Raw genomic sequence first — 15,885 nt, forward strand, 5'->3', positions numbered from 1 at the left:
GTCGCTGAACAAATTTTCCGAAACCGTCCTGAAGCTCATGCAAGGCGAAACCATCGGTTGGCTGATCCTGGTATGCGGCAGTTTCGGCGCCTTGAGTGCATGGTTGTGTGTACCGGTGGCGCACTGGCTTATGGGCGTGCTGCGTTGACGCTGACCAAGGGCCGGTGCTCTTCGTTGTTGATGACCTTTGTCCAGGGCGTGGTGATCTTCGTCGCTGATTACCTCAATGCCCTGACCGTGGACGAAGCCATGAAGCGGGTGATCGATTGCTTCAAGAGCTCCCGCGAGATGCTCGATCAGATGGTCGATGGTTTCAAGACCCTGTTGCCGGCTATCGGCATCGTCATTGCCGCCTTTATCTTCAAGGGGTGTGCGCTCAGCTGATGCGGCCGCGGTCTGCAGTGGGGTCGCTCAAGCCCTATATGAGCCCACGGATACTGCCTGCCATGGCGTTTCTGACCATGGCCGATTTGGCTTTAGCCGCGGGCTTGTCCTGGGGCATCTTCGCCTTGAGCATTCCCATCATCATGCCCCTGGCGTATGCGTCGCAGGCCGATAATCCCAGGGCCATAGGCGCTACTGGCGGCTTCGGGCTTTGGCGGCCAAGGCTGTTTCTACAGTGATTCCAGCGTATTGGCGGCCCAAGGCTCCGGTTGTAATCCGATCTTCCATGCCTTGACTCAGTTGCCCTATACCCTGCTCGCCGCGAGGTTGGCCTTTGTCGATTTCGTGCTCGTCGCTTGAATCGGGCGAGCGGGAAAACAACGGGTCCTGGTGGCCCGTTTATTGTCTAGAGGATCAAAGATTATAACTATCGAGTTGTTACGCTTGATAAATTGGTTCCCATGTCCAAGCGGGTCTAGGCTTGTTCCATCGTCGGCCGCAGTCGATGGGACCGACCCGCTGAGGAGAAAGGAGAGAACCATGTCGAACCAAGGTAAATGCCCGTTCAATCACGTCGCTGGCGGTGGCACGACCAACAAGGATTGGTGGCCGAACCAGTTGCGTGTGGATTTGCTCAATCAGCACTCTGAAAAGTCCAACCCGCTGGGCGAGAAGTTCAACTACGCCGAGGAATTCAGGAAGCTCGACTACAAGGCGCTCAAGGCGGACCTGGTCAAGCTGATGACCGACAGCCAGGACTGGTGGCCGGCCGACTTCGGTCACTACGGCCCGCAGATGATTCGTATGGCCTGGCACGCCGCCGGCACCTACCGCACCACCGACGGTCGCGGTGGCGGTGGTCGCGGCCAGCAACGTTTCGCCCCGCTGAACTCCTGGCCGGACAACGTCAATATCGATAAATCACGCCGCCTGCTCTGGCCGATCAAGCAGAAGTACGGGCAGAAGATTTCCTGGTCCGATCTGTTCATTCTCGCCGGCAACGTGGCGCTCGAATCCATGGGTTTTCGCACCCTTGGCTTTGGCGCCGGTCGTGACGATGTGTGGGAACCGGACATGGATGTGAACTGGGGGGCGGAGATTGCCTGGCTGGGCGTGGATCCAGAGCGGGTCACTGGCGACCGTGAATTGACCGCGCCGTTCGGCGCCACCCACATGGGCCTGATCTACGTCAACCCGGAGGGCCCGAACGCCAGCGGCGACTACCTGGAAGCAGCCAAGGACATCCGCACCACCTTCACCCGCATGGCCATGGACGACGAGGAGACCGTTGCCCTGATCGCCGGCGGTCATACCTTCGGCAAGACCCACGGCGCCGCGCCGGAGTCGCACAAGGGGCCGGAGCCCGAGGCTGCGCCAATCGAGGCGCTGGGCCTGGGCTGGATCAGTGACTTCGGTAGCGGTCACGGCAAGGACAGCATCTCCAGCGGCATAGAAGTCACCTGGAGCAAGACCCCGACGCTGTGGAGCAACAACTTCTTCGAGAACCTGTTCAACTACGAGTGGGAGCTGACCCAGTCGCCCGCCGGCGCCAAGCAGTGGGTGGCCAAGGATGCGCCGGAGATCATTCCGGACGCGCATATCCCGGGCAAGTTCCACAAGCCGACCATGCTCACCACCGACCTGACCCTGCGTTTCGACCCCGAGTTCGGCAAGATCTCCAAACGCTTTCTGGACGATCCGCAGGCCTTCGCCGATGCCTTCGCCCGCGCCTGGTTCAAGCTGATCCATCGCGACATGGGACCGAAGGCCCGTTATCTCGGTCCGGAAGTGCCGAAAGAGGATCTGATCTGGCAAGACCCGCTGCCGGCGCCGGCACATAACCCGAGCGCGGCCGATATCGCCGACCTCAAGGCCAAGATCGCCGCCTGCGGACTGTCGGTTGGCGATCTGGTCTCCGTGGCCTGGGCCTCGGCCTCGACCTTCCGCGGCGGCGACAAGCGCGGCGGTGCCAACGGTGCGCGTCTGGCCCTGGCTCCGCAGAAGGACTGGGAGGTCAATCAGCGCGCCATCAAGGCCCTGCCCAAGCTGCTCGAGATCCAGGCAGCGTCCGGCAAGGCCTCGCTGGCCGACGTGATAGTGCTGGCAGGCAATGTCGGCGTGGAGCAGGCCGCCAAGGCCGCCGGGGTAAGCGTGGCTGTGCCCTTTGCTCCGGGACGGGTGGATGCCGCGCAGGATCAGACCGATGTCGAGGCTTTCGCCCCGCTGGAGCCCGTCGCCGACGGCTTCCGCAACTACCGCAAGGGCAGGCTCGGCGTACCGATCGAGACCATGTTGGTCGACAAGGCTCAGCTGCTGACCTTGAGCGCGCCTGAGCTGACCGCGCTGGTCGGCGGCCTGCGCGTGTTGGGGGCCAACCATGACGGCAGTCAGCATGGCGTGTTCACCGACAAGGTCGGCGTGCTGAGCAACGACTTCTTCGTCAACCTGCTGGACATGGGCACCGAGTGGAAGGCGGTGGGGGCCGAGGCGGAAACCTTCGAGGGCAAGGATCGTAAGAGCGGCGAGGTGAAATACACCGGCACCCGCAACGACCTGGTCTTCGGTTCCAACGCGGTGCTGCGTGCTTACGCGGAGGTCTACGCCAGCAGCGATGGCACGGAAAAGCTGGTCAAGGACTTCGTCGCCGCCTGGACCAAGGTGATGAACCTGGACCGCTTCGACCTCGCTTGACCTGTAGCCGCTGGAGCACCCTATGGCGCTCCACCGGCTGCGCTCAACCAACCGTGCGACGCCTCCCTCGTGGAGGCGTCGTGCTTTTAGCTTGACCGTGGCGAACGGCCAGCGGAGCATTCGGCCATTTCACGGATGCAGCAAGGATTCCAGGTATGCAGGGCCACATCGAAGTCATCGATTATTTGAAAATGCTGCTTAAAGGCGAGCTGGCGGCGCGCGATCAGTACTTCGTGCATTCACGTCTGTATGAGGATTGGGGGTTCAGCAAGCTCTACGAGCGCATCAACCATGAAATGGAAGAAGAGACTCAGCACGCCGATGCGTTGTTGAAGCGGATTCTGTTTCTCGAAGGCACGCCGGATATGACCCCGGATCCCTTCATGTTCGGCCAGACGGTGCCGGAGATGCTCAGGCTCGATCTGGCCCTGGAGTACCAGGTACGCGCGGCCTTGAGCAAAGGCATCGCGCTATGTGAGCGGCATCAGGACTATCAGAGCCGCGACATCCTGCTGGTTCAGCTCAAGGACACCGAGGAGGATCATGCTTACTGGCTGGAGATTCAGCTGGGGCTGATCGACAAATTAGGCCTGGAGAACTACCTGCAGGCGCAGATGTAGGTGCATCGATAGCAACGAAAAGCCCCGAAATAGTCGGGGCTTTTCTTATTGCGCCGCTATTCGTCGTGCGGGTTTGGCAGGGGCTCGTCGACTTCCTGTCCGGGGCGCAGCAGGTGATCCGCTTCGGCCGGATCCTGGGTTAGCAGGCTGCCGTCGGCGCTGGCGACCAGCAGTGCTTCGAGCATTTCCCTGACGTTGTTGCGCAGCATGCCGATGGACTTCTGTCCGCGGCTGTTCGGCCCGGTTATTTCCATCAAGATACTGCCGCCCAGTGGTCCTTCGGCACCCTTGGCAAGGCTCTCGCTGGCCAGCAGCGCATAAGCGTTACGAGCAATGCCGGGCTCGCCACCGCCACGGCGAATGCTGCCGTCCGGGCGCTGGTAGTAATAGTTGCTGATTTCCATATGGCCGATCTGCATGGAGCGCTTCTTCATCACCAGGGCCATCTGCTTCGACAGGTTGACCGCTTCCTGAGCGACCTCGGTGTTGGTCGGCCAGGCGATCGAGGCAGTCACCTGACGTCCGGGGCGATTGGCCTGTGGGTCGGCGTCGTCGAGCACGACGGCTGGGTTCTGGTTGTGTACATCGACCATCCACATGGGTTGATAGCGGTCATAGGCGCTGCGCACTGCCAGGGCTTCCGGCACCGGGTTCTGGCTTGGATTGAAATGCGCTTGGTCGGCCAGCCCTGGATTGCACAGCACCTGAGTGCTCTGGCTCCAATCCGGCCAGTGGTAGCGGTTGATGTCGTAGCTCCATTGACGCGGGCCATCTTCGGTCGTGTAGGCGGTGACATTGGCGCCCAGACCCTGGTCGAGTTTGCTCGGGTCCAGGCTGCCATCCGCGCGCAGGCAGCTGGCGGTGGTTTGCGGCGCGCTGAAATCGACGTTGCCGCGGGTGGCGAGTGCGGTTCCGTCGGGGTTGACGCGGGGAATCAACAGCACTTGCAGGTTAGCCAGCACCTGCTCGGAGAAAGAACCGCCGGACGCCAGCTTGCGAATCAGGTCGAGGGCTGCTTCGGTGCCGTGGGGTTCGTTGCCGTGCTGCTGGGTGATGATCATCACCGCAGGGTTATCCGGTTTGCCCAGGCGTGCCAGCCAGATCGGCCGGCCTTCGCCGCTGGTGCCGGTCTGTTCGAGGCTGAGCACTCCGCCGGAGCGACGCGCCACTCCGGCGAGTTGCTCATACAACTGGGCATTGCTCATGAAGCCTTCGAGCGAGACATGCTGTTGCTCGTTGAGCCAAGGCCCATTCGGTTGGGCGGCAGCGGCAATCACGGGGGTAAGACCTGCGCCAAGCAGGAGGGCGGCAAAAGTCAGGCGCATCGGGAACACTCCTTGTAGAAGACAGGATGTCCCGCCAGCACTGTCCGGGGGACTCCAGTGTGACCTGGCCCAGGCGCAGAGGTTGCGTTTGCCGTGAAGCTGCTGAGGTTTCATCGCGGCCGCGACGAAACCTCAGCAGGCCATCGACTTCAGTTGGCGATGCGGGCGCGTTCCAACACCGGCTTGAGGAAATAGCCGGTGTGCGACTGCGGCATCTCGGCGACTTCTTCCGGGGTGCCGCAGGCGATGATTTGGCCACCCTTGGAGCCGCCTTCCGGGCCGAGGTCGATCAGCCAGTCGGCGGTCTTGATTACGTCCAGGTTGTGCTCGATCACCACCACGGTGTTGCCGTGGTCGCGCAGCCGATGCAGTACGTCGAGCAGTTGCTGGATATCGGCGAAGTGCAGGCCGGTGGTCGGTTCGTCGAGGATATACAGGGTCTTGCCGGTGTCGCGCTTGGACAGTTCGCGCGACAGCTTGACCCGCTGCGCCTCGCCGCCGGACAGCGTCGTCGCGCTCTGGCCCAGCTTGATATAGGACAGGCCTACATCCATCAAGGTTTGCAGCTTGCGCGCCAGGGCCGGCACGGCATCGAAGAACTGTCGTGCTTCCTCGATGGTCATTTCCAGCACCTCGTGGATGTTCTTGCCTTTGTATTTCACTTCCAGGGTTTCGCGGTTGTAGCGCTTGCTCTTGCACACATCGCAGGGCACGTAGATGTCCGGCAGGAAGTGCATCTCCACCTTGATCAGGCCGTCACCCTGGCAGGCTTCACAGCGTCCCCCTTTGACATTGAAGGAGAAGCGACCCGGACCGTAGCCGCGCGAGCGTGATTCGGGTACGCCGGCGAACAGCTCGCGGATCGGCGTGAACAAACCGGTGTAGGTGGCCGGATTGGAGCGCGGCGTGCGGCCAATTGGGCTCTGATCAATGTCGACCACTTTGTCCAGGTGCTGCAGGCCGTCGATGCTGTCGTGAGCGGCGGCTTCCAGGGTAGTGGCGCCGTTAAGAGCCGTGGCACTGAGTGGATAGAGGGTGTTGTTGATCAGGGTCGACTTGCCTGAGCCGGATACCCCGGTGACACAGGTCAGCAGGCCGAGCGGAATATCCAGGTCGACATTGCGCAGGTTGTTGCCGCGTGCGCCTTTGATTTTCAGGGACATGGTCTTGTCCCAAGGGGTGCGCTTGTCCGGCACCGCGATCCTCACCCGGCCCGAGAGGTATTTGCCGGTCAGCGAATCCGGGTGGGCCATGACCTCGGCCGCGGTGCCCTGGGCGACGATCTGGCCGCCATGCACGCCAGCGCCGGGACCGATATCCACCACGTAATCGGCCATGCGAATGGCGTCTTCGTCATGTTCCACCACGATCACCGTGTTGCCGATATCGCGCAGATGCCGCAGGGTGCCGAGCAGGCGTTCATTGTCGCGCTGGTGCAGGCCGATCGAGGGCTCGTCGAGGATATACATGACCCCGACCAGGCCGGCACCGATCTGGCTGGCCAGGCGGATGCGTTGGGCTTCGCCACCGGAAAGGGTATCGGCACTGCGATCCAGGGTCAGGTAATCGAGGCCGACGTTGACCAGGAACTGCAGGCGCTCACGGATTTCCTTGAGGATTTTCTCGGCAATCTCGCCGCGCCGGCCAGGCAGTGCCAGGCTGGCGAAATACTCGGTGGCGTCGCCAATCGGCATACCGCTGACTGCCGGCAGGGTCCGCTCGCCGACCCAGACATGCCGCGCCTCACGGCGCAAGCGAGTGCCACGGCAATCCTGGCAGGACTGGGTACTGAGGAACTTGGCCAGCTCTTCGCGCACGCTGGTTGACTCGGTCTCGCGGTAGCGGCGGTCCAGGTTCGGCACTATGCCTTCGAAGGGGTGCGAGCGTTTGACGATGTCGCCACGGTCATTCAGGTACTTGAAATCGACGTTCTGCGTGCCGCTGCCGAACAGGATGCACTTCTGGTGCTCGGCGCTGAGTTCGTCGAATGGCACTTCCAGGCTGAAGCCATAGTGCGCGGCCAGGGAGCCGAGCATCTGGAAGTAATAGACGTTGCGCCTGTCCCAGCCGCGAATCGCGCCCTCGGCCAGGGTCATCTCGCCATTGACCAGGCGCTTGATGTCGAAGAACTGCTTAACCCCCAGGCCGTCGCAGGTCGGGCAGGCGCCGGCCGGGTTGTTGAAGGAGAACAGCTTGGGTTCCAGCTCGCTGATCGAGTGGCCGCACAGCGGGCAGGCGAAGCGTGCGGAGAAGATGATCTCCTCGCCGGTTTCGCCTTCCATCGGCGCAATCAGTGCCAAGCCGTCGGCCAGCTTGAGCGCGGTCTCGAAGGATTCGGCCAGGCGCTGCTGCAGGTCGCCGCGGGCCTTGAAGCGATCCACCACCGCATCGATGCTGTGCTTCTTCTGCTTATCCAGCTTGGGCAGTTCGTCCAGTTCGTAGATTTTGCCGTTGACCCGCACCCGGACGAAGCCCTGGGCGCGCAGTTCATCGAACACGGCCAGGTGTTCGCCCTTGCGCTCACGGATCACCGGCGCCAGCAGCATCAGCTTGCTGCCTTCGGGCAGGGCCAGCACCTGGTCGACCATCTGGCTGACGGTTTGCGCTTCCAGCGGCAGGTCGTGATCCGGGCAGCGTGGAATACCCGCGCGGGCGTAGAGCAGGCGCAGGTAGTCGTAGATCTCGGTAATAGTGCCGACAGTTGAGCGAGGGTTGTGCGAGGTGGATTTCTGCTCAATGGAGATCGCTGGAGACAGGCCTTCGATGGTGTCGACGTCAGGCTTTTCCATCATCGACAGGAACTGCCGGGCATAGGCCGATAGCGACTCGACGTAACGGCGCTGGCCCTCGGCGTAGAGGGTGTCGAAGGCTAGCGAGGACTTGCCCGAGCCGGACAGGCCGGTGATCACGATCAGCTTGTCGCGCGGCAGGGTCAGGTCGATGTTTTTCAGGTTATGGGTGCGGGCACCCCGGATCACAATCTTGTCCACAAACAGCGGCCTCGCATGGCGGGCGGGAAACCAGTGAGTATACGGCCCCGTGACACAGCGCGGCAAAGCGTGACGGCTGTGCCGCGTCGAGCGGTGCCTAGGGTCTGTTGACTTTTCGAGTCGACCCGTCCCTTCGGGTTGCGCGGCAAATGGCACCATGCGGCGTTGCAGGATTTGGCAAGGGAACACCATTCCCGGCGTCCTGCGCCTTGCCTGGTGCCATTTACCACAGCAACGCGGCTCGCCGCGAAGCGTCAACAGACCCTATAATCGGCGCCTATTTCATCAAGGCGTTTCCCATGTACGATCCCTACAGCGAGCGCATGAGTGGCGGTGAAACCCGTGCGGTCGCTGGGCTGGCGCTGGTATTTGCCTTCCGCATGCTTGGCATGTTCATGGTCCTGCCGGTATTGGCGACCTACGGCATGGAGTTGCGCGACAGCACCCCGGCGTTGATTGGCCTGGCCATTGGCGCCTATGGCCTGACCCAGGCATTCCTGCAGATACCCTTTGGCATGCTCTCCGACCGTATCGGGCGGCGCCCGGTGATCTATGTCGGGCTGCTGATTTTCGCCGCCGGCAGTCTGTTGGCGGCCAATGCCGACTCGATCTGGGGCGTGATCGCCGGTCGTGTGCTGCAGGGGTGCGGGGCAATTTCCGCTGCGGTGATGGCGTTGCTCTCCGACCTGACCCGAGAGCAGCACCGCACCAAGGCCATGGCCATGATCGGCATAAGTATTGGTCTGTCCTTCGCCGTGGCCATGGTAGTCGGTCCGCTGCTGACCCGCGCCTTTGGCTTGTCCGGGTTGTTCCTGGCTACAGCGGCCATGGCCTTGCTCGGCATCGTCATCGTCGCCGGGGTGGTGCCGCGAGCGGCCGGGCCGCTGCAGCATCGCGAGTCCGGCGTTGCCCGGCAGGCGTTATTGCCGACCTTGAAGCATACCGACCTGTTGCGCCTGGACTTCGGCATCCTGGCCCTGCATGCGATTCTGATGGCCAGTTTCATCGCCTTGCCGCTGGCGCTGGTGGAGCAGGGCGGGTTGCCCAAGGAAGAGCACTGGTGGGTGTACTTGACCGCGCTGTTGATCGGCTTCTTCGGCATGGTGCCGTTCATCATCTATGGCGAGAAAAAGCGCCACATGAAGCGCGTGCTGCTCGGCGCCGTGGCCGTGCTGCTGGCCTGTGAGCTGTATTTCTGGCAGTTCGGCAGCAGCTTGCGTGCACTGGTACTGGGCATCGTGGTGTTTTTCACCGCGTTCAATCTGCTGGAAGCTTCGCTGCCGTCACTAATCAGCAAGGTTGCACCTGCCGGCGGCAAGGGCGCGGCGATGGGGGTGTACTCGACCAGTCAGTTTCTCGGTGCTGCGCTGGGCGGTATTCTCGGGGGTTGGCTGTACCAGCATTACAGCCTGTCGGGGGTGTTCCTCGGTTGCGCCGGCATGGCTCTTCTCTGGCTAGTCTTTGCTGTTACTATGCGTGAACCGCCTTATGTCACCAGTCTGCGCTTGCCGCTTTCAGCCGCGGCATTGCACGAAGTGGGGCTGGCCGAGCGTTTACAGGCAGTGCCCGGAGTGGCGGATGCTGTGGTGGTGCGTGATGAAGCGGCCATCTATATCAAAGTGGATACCCAACAATTGGATCGCATGTCCCTCGAGCGCCTGATCGAAGCGGCGCCGGCGACGTGCTGACAGCTATAGGAGAATGTTATGGCCCGTGGGGTTAACAAAGTTATTCTGATCGGTACCTGCGGACAGGATCCGGAAACGCGTTATCTGCCCAGCGGCAACGCAGTGACCAACCTGAGTCTCGCCACCAGCGAGCAGTGGACCGACAAGCAGACCGGCCAGAAGGTCGAGAAAACCGAGTGGCACCGTGTCTCGCTGTTCGGCAAGGTTGCGGAAATCGCCGGCGAATACCTGCGCAAGGGTTCGCAGGTGTATATCGAAGGCAAGCTGCAGACTCGCGAGTGGGAAAAAGACGGCATCAAGCGTTACACCACCGAGATCGTCGTCGACATGCAGGGCACCATGCAGCTGATTGGTGGCCGTCCGGATAACGCCGGTGGCGATTCGGCGCCACGTCAGCAGCGCCCGGCGCCGCAACGTGAACAGCAGCAGCAGCAGCAGCAGGCGCCGCGTCCGGCCCCGCAGCAGCAGGCCAAGCCGGCGCAGGATTTCGACAGTTTTGACGACGACATCCCGTTCTAAGGTGCCGCAGAGACTTTTCTGTAAGGTTTCAAATTAAAACCCCTGTAGCTCTCACTCAGTTACAGGGGTTTTTCTATGCGCGTGAATAATGGCTGCTCCTGGTCATTCTGCCTCGGGGTTTGGGGCTTTGCTCGAGGTTCAGGTCGATGCCCGAGCGTTGCGCGCCGCGGCCTGGAGCAGCAACCAGTCGACCAGTTCGGCTAACTGCGGAGAGGGTTCTGGTCGTTCGGGATAGACCAGGAAATAGGCATCGCCGGTGCGCACCTTCAGCTCGAAGGGGGTGGCCAGGCGCCCGGCTTCCAGGTCTTCGCCGATCAGCGACCAGTCGCCGATGGCCACGCCGAGGCCCTGCGAGGCCACCGTCATGGCTAGATCCAGGGTATCGAAATGCTGACCCTTGCCGATGCTGTTAACTGTGGTGCCGGCGGCCTTCAGCCAGGCCTCCCAGTCGCGCTGGTCGCGCGTGGGGTGCAGCAGGGTGTGGCGCTCCAGGTCGGCCGGCTGGCTGAGCGGCAGCGGGCCGCTGAGCAGTTGCTGCGCGCAGACCGGGGTGAGCAGCTCATCGAACAGGTGGTGAGCCACCAAGGCGGGGCCGGGCTGGCTGCCGAACACCACGGCCGCGTCGAACTCCTCGCCGCGAAAATCCACCGTGTGCTGCACCGTGGTCGTCAGCTCCACGGGCACGTCCGGTCGCTCGGCCTGCCAGTGCATTAGCCGCGGCAGTAACCAGCGCATTACGCAGGTGGGGGCCTTCAAGCGCAGTGCCTCGCGCCGCGCGCCCACTCGCTCGACCGCCTCGCCGATCAGGCCGAACGCCTGCTGGATCTGCGGAAACAGCTCGCGACCTTGCGCGGTCAGGCTCAGGCCGCGCGCCTGGCGCTGGAACAACGGGTAGCCCAGGTGACTCTCCAGACCGGCGATCTGCCGGCTTACCGCGCCCTGGGTGATGTGCAGCAGTTCGGCCGCACGGGTGAAGTTGCAGCACTGGGCGGTGATCACGAAGGTATGCAGCGCAGGCAGAGGTGGAAGCCGTTTCATGGAGGCTCAGCTATGCAGTGAGGACATGCCTAGTATGACTATTTTTGCATTGTCCGGTGGTTGGGCAGGAGGTCAAATTAGACCTTGCCTGCACTTTATCGCGCATCTGCACAGCCCGCTGAATCCCTGGGCGCGCAATGCCACGAGTGCAGTAGACCTCAGCTACTGAACAGGACAAAAGAACATGGCGACATGTGGCGAAGTATTGGTGAAGTTGCTCGAACGCTACGGTGTCGAGCGGGTATTCGGCATCCCCGGCGTGCATACCGTCGAGCTCTACCGCGGGCTGGCCCGCTCGCCCATCGAGCATGTCACCCCGCGTCATGAGCAGGGCGCCGGTTTCATGGCCGATGGCTATGCACGCACCAGCGGCAAGCCGGGGGTGTGTTTCATCATCACCGGTCCTGGCATGACCAATATCGCCACGGCCATGGCCCAGGCCTATGCCGACTCGATCCCGATGCTGGTGATTTCCAGCGTGCAGGCGCGCAGCCAGCTCGGTGGTGGACGTGGCAAGCTGCACGAGCTGCCGTCGCAGAGCAATCTGGTCGCCGGTTTCTCGGCCTTCTCGCACACCCTGCTGGCGGCCGCCGAGCTGCCGGCGGTGCTGGCGCGCGCCTTTGCCGTGTTCCAGGCGGCACGTCCGCGCCCGGTGCATATCGAGATTCCGCTGGATGTGCTGGTCGAGGAGGCCGACGAGCTGCTGAGCAGTCAGCCGATCAGCCTGGCCCGGCCCGGCGCCAGCCCGGTGGCCATCGCACAAATGGCCAGCCGGCTGGCTGGCGCCCAGCGGCCACTGATTCTCGCCGGTGGCGGCGCGATCGATGCGGCGCCGGCGCTGACCCGGCTGGCCGAGCAGCTGCAGGCCCCCGTGGCGCTGACCATCAATGCCAAGGGCCTGTTGCCCTCGGCCCATCCGCTGTTGATCGGCTCGACCCAGTCGACCGTGGCGACCCGCGAGCTGGTGGCCGAGGCCGATGTGGTGTTGGCCGTGGGTACCGAGTTGGGCGAAACCGATTATGACGTGACCTTCGCCGGTGGCTTCGAGATCCCCGGCGCATTGCTGCGCATCGACATCGACCCGGACCAGGCCGTGCGCAATTACCCGCCAGCCATGGCGCTGGTCGCCGACTCCGCGCTGGCGCTGGAGGCCCTGCATGCGGCACTGGCCGAACAGGCATTGGCCCCGCGTCGCGCCGACTGGGGCAGCGCTCGCGCCGCGCGGTTGCGTGCGGACCTTGAGGCGTCCTGGGATGCGCCAATGCGTGGGCAGACCCGCTTCCTGCAGACGGTGCTGGAGGAGTTGCCGGACGCGGTATTGGTCGGCGACTCGACCCAGCCGGTGTACAGCGGCAACCTGACCCTGAACCTGGAGCAGCCTCGGCGTTGGTTTAACTCATCGACCGGCTACGGCACCCTCGGCTACGCCTTGCCGGCGGCCATCGGTGCGCTGCTCGGCGACAGCCGCGAAGGCGCGCAGCGGCGCCCGGTGGTGTGCCTGATCGGCGACGGCGGACTGCAGTTCACCCTGGCCGAACTGGCCAGTGCGGTGGAGGCGCGTGCGCCGATCATCGTCCTGCTGTGGAATAACCAGGGGTACGAGGAGATCAAGAAGTACATGGTCAACCGCGATATCGAGCCGGTCGGTGTGGATATCTTCACCCCGGACTTCGTCGCCGCGGCCAAGGCACTGGGCTGTGCGGCGGGGCGGGCGAATGACGCCGAGGCGTTGCGCGCGGCCCTGCGCCAAGCACGTGAAACTCAGTTGCCGACCCTGATCGAAATCGACCAGCAGGCCTGGATGAATGAGGTAGCTACATGTTGAACAGCCGCCCGACGCACAATGGCGCACTCGCCGGTCTGTATATCGGCGGGCATTGGCAGAGCGGTGGCGACAGCCTGAAGGTGATCAATCCCGCCACCGAAGAACTGCTAGTGAGTGTGGCCGGCGGCGATGCCGCGGCGGTCGAGCAGGCGGTGCGCGCGGCGAGTGATGCTTTTCCGGCCTGGGGCCGCAGCGTCGGGGTCGAGCGGGGCGCCTGTCTGCGCCGGATCGCCGCCGGTGTCGACGAGCGCCGCGAGCGTCTGATCCAGCTGCAAGCGCGTAACAACGGCAAGCCCTTGGCGGAAGCGGCGATCGATGTTGACGATGTGATCGCCACCTTCACCTATTACGCCGAACTGGCCGAGGCGCTGGATGTTCAGCAGGACGCCGCGGTGGCGCTGCCGAGCAGCGAGTTCGCCGCCCGCCTGCGCCGCGAGCCCTGTGGCGTGGTGGGGCTGATCGTGCCGTGGAATTTCCCTATGGTGACCACCGCCTGGAAGCTGGCTCCCGCGCTGGCGGCCGGCTGCACGGTGGTGCTGAAACCCTCGGAGGTGACCCCGCTGCCGGAACTGGAGCTGGCCGACATCATCGCCGCGAGCGGCCTGCCGGCCGGGGTGTTCAACCTGGTCTGCGGCACTGGCCTGGAGGTCGGAGCGCCACTGGCGGCGCATCCGGGGGTGGCCAAGTTGTCGTTCACCGGCAGCAATGCGGTGGGCGTGCAGGTCATGCAGCGCGCCGCCGAGACCATCAAGGGCGTCAGTCTGGAGCTGGGCGGCAAGTCCTCGCTGCTGGTGTTCGCCGACGCCGACCTGGATCTGGCGGTCGAGTTGGCCTGTGGCGGCGGTTTCTTCAACGCCGGGCAGATGTGCTCGGCGACCAGTCGGGTACTGGTCGCCGCTGAGCTGGCCGAGGAGTTCCTGGCGCGCTTGCAGGCGCGGGCCGAGGCGATTCGCGTCGGTGACCCGTTTGCGGCGGACGTGGAGATGGGTGCGCTGGTCAATCAGGCGCAGTACCAACGGGTCTGCCGGCATATCGCCGACGGCCTGGATGTCGGCGCGCGCTTGCTGACTGGTGGTGAGCGGCCGGCTGGCCTGTCGCGTGGCTATTTCCTGCGGCCCACGGTGTTTACCGAGGTGCCATTGGATAGCGCCCTGTGGCGCGAGGAGATCTTTGGGCCGGTGCTTTGTGTGCGCAGCTTCAGCACGGAAGAGCAGGCCATCGAACTGGCCAACGACAGCGAGTTTGGCCTGGTAGCGAGTGTGGTCAGTGGCGACGCCGGCCGCGCCGAACGGGTCGCCAATGCCTTGCAGGCTGGCCTGGTGTGGATCAACGCGCCGCAGGTGATCTTCCCGCAGGCGGCCTGGGGTGGCTACAAACAAAGCAGCATCGGCCGCGAGTTGGGGCCCTGGGGGCTGCAGGCATTCCAGGAAATCAAGCATGTGATTCGCGCCCTTTAAGCGGGCGTATGTGGCGCCCGCATGCCTGCTGGCGAGGCATGCGTTTTGCGCATGGCTTCGATGACAATTTATCGATTGTTGGCTTGGCGAGTGCGCCGCAGGATGGCTTGGCCAACTCAGGCCGCACCAGTGTTAGTGGGGCCTGAGGTCAGGTTGAACGGTTTATTGCAGGGAGCCCGGCACCGCGCCGCAAGCTCCTGAAGACAAATAAAAACAAGAGGCAACTGCGATGAGCGAACACGATTTCAACAGAAGAACATTCATCAAAACGGTAGGTGTCGCATCGGTGGCTGCCGCGGCCTTGTCCTTTCCCTTCATCAAGGCCAGTGCCGGCGACATGAAGTTTCATGGCAAGACCCTGCGCCTGCTCACCTGGTCCGACGACACCGGCCTGGCGGCGCTGCGCAATATCGCCGCGACCTTCGAAGCCAAGACCGGCGCCAAGGTGATCGCCGACCGTACCGGCAGCACCTCGGAGATGGTCGCCAAGCTCAAGGCCGGTGGTGATCGTCCGCAATACGACATCATCACCCTGGCCGGTGTCGGCGCCGAAGGCCTGGCCAGCGCCGGACTGCTGGAAAAGCCCGACCTCAACCGCATCCCCAACCTGCGCGACGTGCCGGCGCAGTACCAGACCGGCGCCGGCGGGCATGGCATCGGCTACCTGCTGTGGTGCAACAGCCTGATCTACAGCACCCGCACCGTGAAAGAAGCGCCGGACAGCTACGCCGCCCTGTGGGACCAGGACATGGCGCCGAACATTTTCCTGCCGCCACCAAACTGGACCGAGGCCATGGACCTGATCATCATCGCCGCCAAGCTGGCCGGCGGTGACGAGCACAATGTCGAGCCGGGCTTCAAACTGCTCGAGAAGCTCAACGACCGGGTCGTTACCCTGGGCGAGAATCCCAACCAGATCGCCGAGCTGTTCCGCACCGGTTCGCTGGACATGGGCGGCCTCTATGCGCCGGCCTTCTTCCCCAAGCAGATCCGCGATCCGGCCTACGGCCTGGGCGCCACCTTCGGCATGAAAGAGGGCTTCTACACCGACCTGATGCTCTCGGTCATGCCCAAGCACCGTCCGGGCGATACCGACCTGGCCTACGCCTTCATCGACCATTCGCTCGACCCGCTGGTGCAGGGCAAGATGGCCGAAGACATCTTCAACGGCCCGGTCAACGCCAAGGCGATCATCTCCGCCGAGGCGCGCAAGAGCCCGTACATCCTCACGCCTGAGCAGATCTCGGAAAAGGCGATCATGCACGACAACGCCTTCCTGGCCACCGTGCACGACCAGTGGATTCGCCGCTACACGGAAATCTTCTCTTCCTGATGTAGCTACGCGCAC

The 15,885-nt window shown here is 63.4% G+C and carries 12 protein-coding genes; 9 read left to right on the forward strand and 3 right to left on the reverse strand.

The features are described from left to right. Positions 1–99: 99 nt before the first annotated feature. The 4 genes from B2D37_RS23905 (at position 100) to bfr (ending at position 3,695) form a co-directional block, all read left to right on the forward strand. Complete coding sequence (locus B2D37_RS23905) at positions 100–384, forward strand: hypothetical protein (RefSeq protein WP_256573110.1); 285 nt, start codon at positions 100–102, stop codon at positions 382–384. A 62-nt stretch (positions 385–446) separates the two neighbouring features. After that, the gene (locus B2D37_RS23910; protein ID WP_256573111.1) at positions 447–623 is read left to right on the forward strand and encodes a hypothetical protein; all 177 of its coding nucleotides are present in this window, start codon (positions 447–449) and stop codon (positions 621–623) included. A 301-nt stretch (positions 624–924) separates the two neighbouring features. Continuing rightward, on the forward strand, positions 925–3,075 hold the full coding sequence (katG, locus tag B2D37_RS21165; protein ID WP_079204541.1) for a catalase/peroxidase HPI: 2,151 nt from the start codon (positions 925–927) through the stop codon (positions 3,073–3,075). Between the two features lie 155 nt (positions 3,076–3,230). Further along, entirely contained in the window at positions 3,231–3,695 is a 465-nt protein-coding gene (bfr, locus tag B2D37_RS21170) for a bacterioferritin (RefSeq protein ID WP_079204542.1), read from the forward strand. Between the two features lie 56 nt (positions 3,696–3,751). On the opposite strand, the gene B2D37_RS21175 is transcribed toward bfr, so the two are convergent. Both B2D37_RS21175 and uvrA read right to left on the reverse strand, forming a co-directional pair. Next, complete coding sequence (locus tag B2D37_RS21175; protein ID WP_079204543.1) at positions 3,752–5,020, reverse strand: M14 family zinc carboxypeptidase; 1,269 nt, start codon at positions 5,018–5,020, stop codon at positions 3,752–3,754. Between the two features lie 149 nt (positions 5,021–5,169). Next, positions 5,170–8,010 (reverse strand): excinuclease ABC subunit UvrA, encoded by a 2,841-nt coding sequence (gene uvrA, locus B2D37_RS21180; protein WP_079204544.1) that lies wholly within the window; start codon positions 8,008–8,010, stop codon positions 5,170–5,172. Positions 8,011–8,309: 299 nt separating this feature from the next. Here uvrA and B2D37_RS21185 point away from each other — a divergent pair, with 299 nt between their 5' ends. Continuing rightward, entirely contained in the window at positions 8,310–9,698 is a 1,389-nt protein-coding gene (locus tag B2D37_RS21185; RefSeq protein WP_079204545.1) for an MFS transporter, read from the forward strand. 18 nt (positions 9,699–9,716) lie between these two features. After that, positions 9,717–10,217, forward strand: a complete 501-nt coding sequence (locus tag B2D37_RS21190; protein ID WP_079204546.1) for a single-stranded DNA-binding protein — start codon at positions 9,717–9,719, stop codon at positions 10,215–10,217. 138 nt (positions 10,218–10,355) lie between these two features. Here B2D37_RS21190 and B2D37_RS21195 read toward each other — a convergent pair whose 3' ends face one another. After that, the gene (locus B2D37_RS21195; RefSeq protein ID WP_079204547.1) at positions 10,356–11,255 is read right to left on the reverse strand and encodes a LysR substrate-binding domain-containing protein; all 900 of its coding nucleotides are present in this window, start codon (positions 11,253–11,255) and stop codon (positions 10,356–10,358) included. Positions 11,256–11,439: 184 nt separating this feature from the next. Here B2D37_RS21195 and B2D37_RS21200 point away from each other — a divergent pair, with 184 nt between their 5' ends. From B2D37_RS21200 to B2D37_RS21210, 3 genes are all read left to right on the forward strand, one after another. Beyond that, the gene (locus tag B2D37_RS21200) at positions 11,440–13,080 is read left to right on the forward strand and encodes a 5-guanidino-2-oxopentanoate decarboxylase (RefSeq protein ID WP_079204548.1); all 1,641 of its coding nucleotides are present in this window, start codon (positions 11,440–11,442) and stop codon (positions 13,078–13,080) included. Continuing rightward, positions 13,074–14,537, forward strand: a complete 1,464-nt coding sequence (locus tag B2D37_RS21205; protein WP_079204549.1) for an aldehyde dehydrogenase family protein — start codon at positions 13,074–13,076, stop codon at positions 14,535–14,537. Before B2D37_RS21200 ends, B2D37_RS21205 begins: the two co-directional genes overlap by 7 nt. A 229-nt stretch (positions 14,538–14,766) precedes the next feature. Continuing rightward, a complete protein-coding gene (locus B2D37_RS21210; RefSeq protein WP_079204550.1) occupies positions 14,767–15,870 on the forward strand; it encodes an extracellular solute-binding protein in 1,104 nt (367 codons plus the stop codon). Positions 15,871–15,885: the final 15 nt, after the last annotated feature.

Source organism: Pseudomonas sp. CC6-YY-74 (assembly GCF_002025205.1).
Taxonomy (GTDB): Bacteria; Pseudomonadota; Gammaproteobacteria; order Pseudomonadales; family Pseudomonadaceae; genus Aquipseudomonas; species Aquipseudomonas paeninsulae.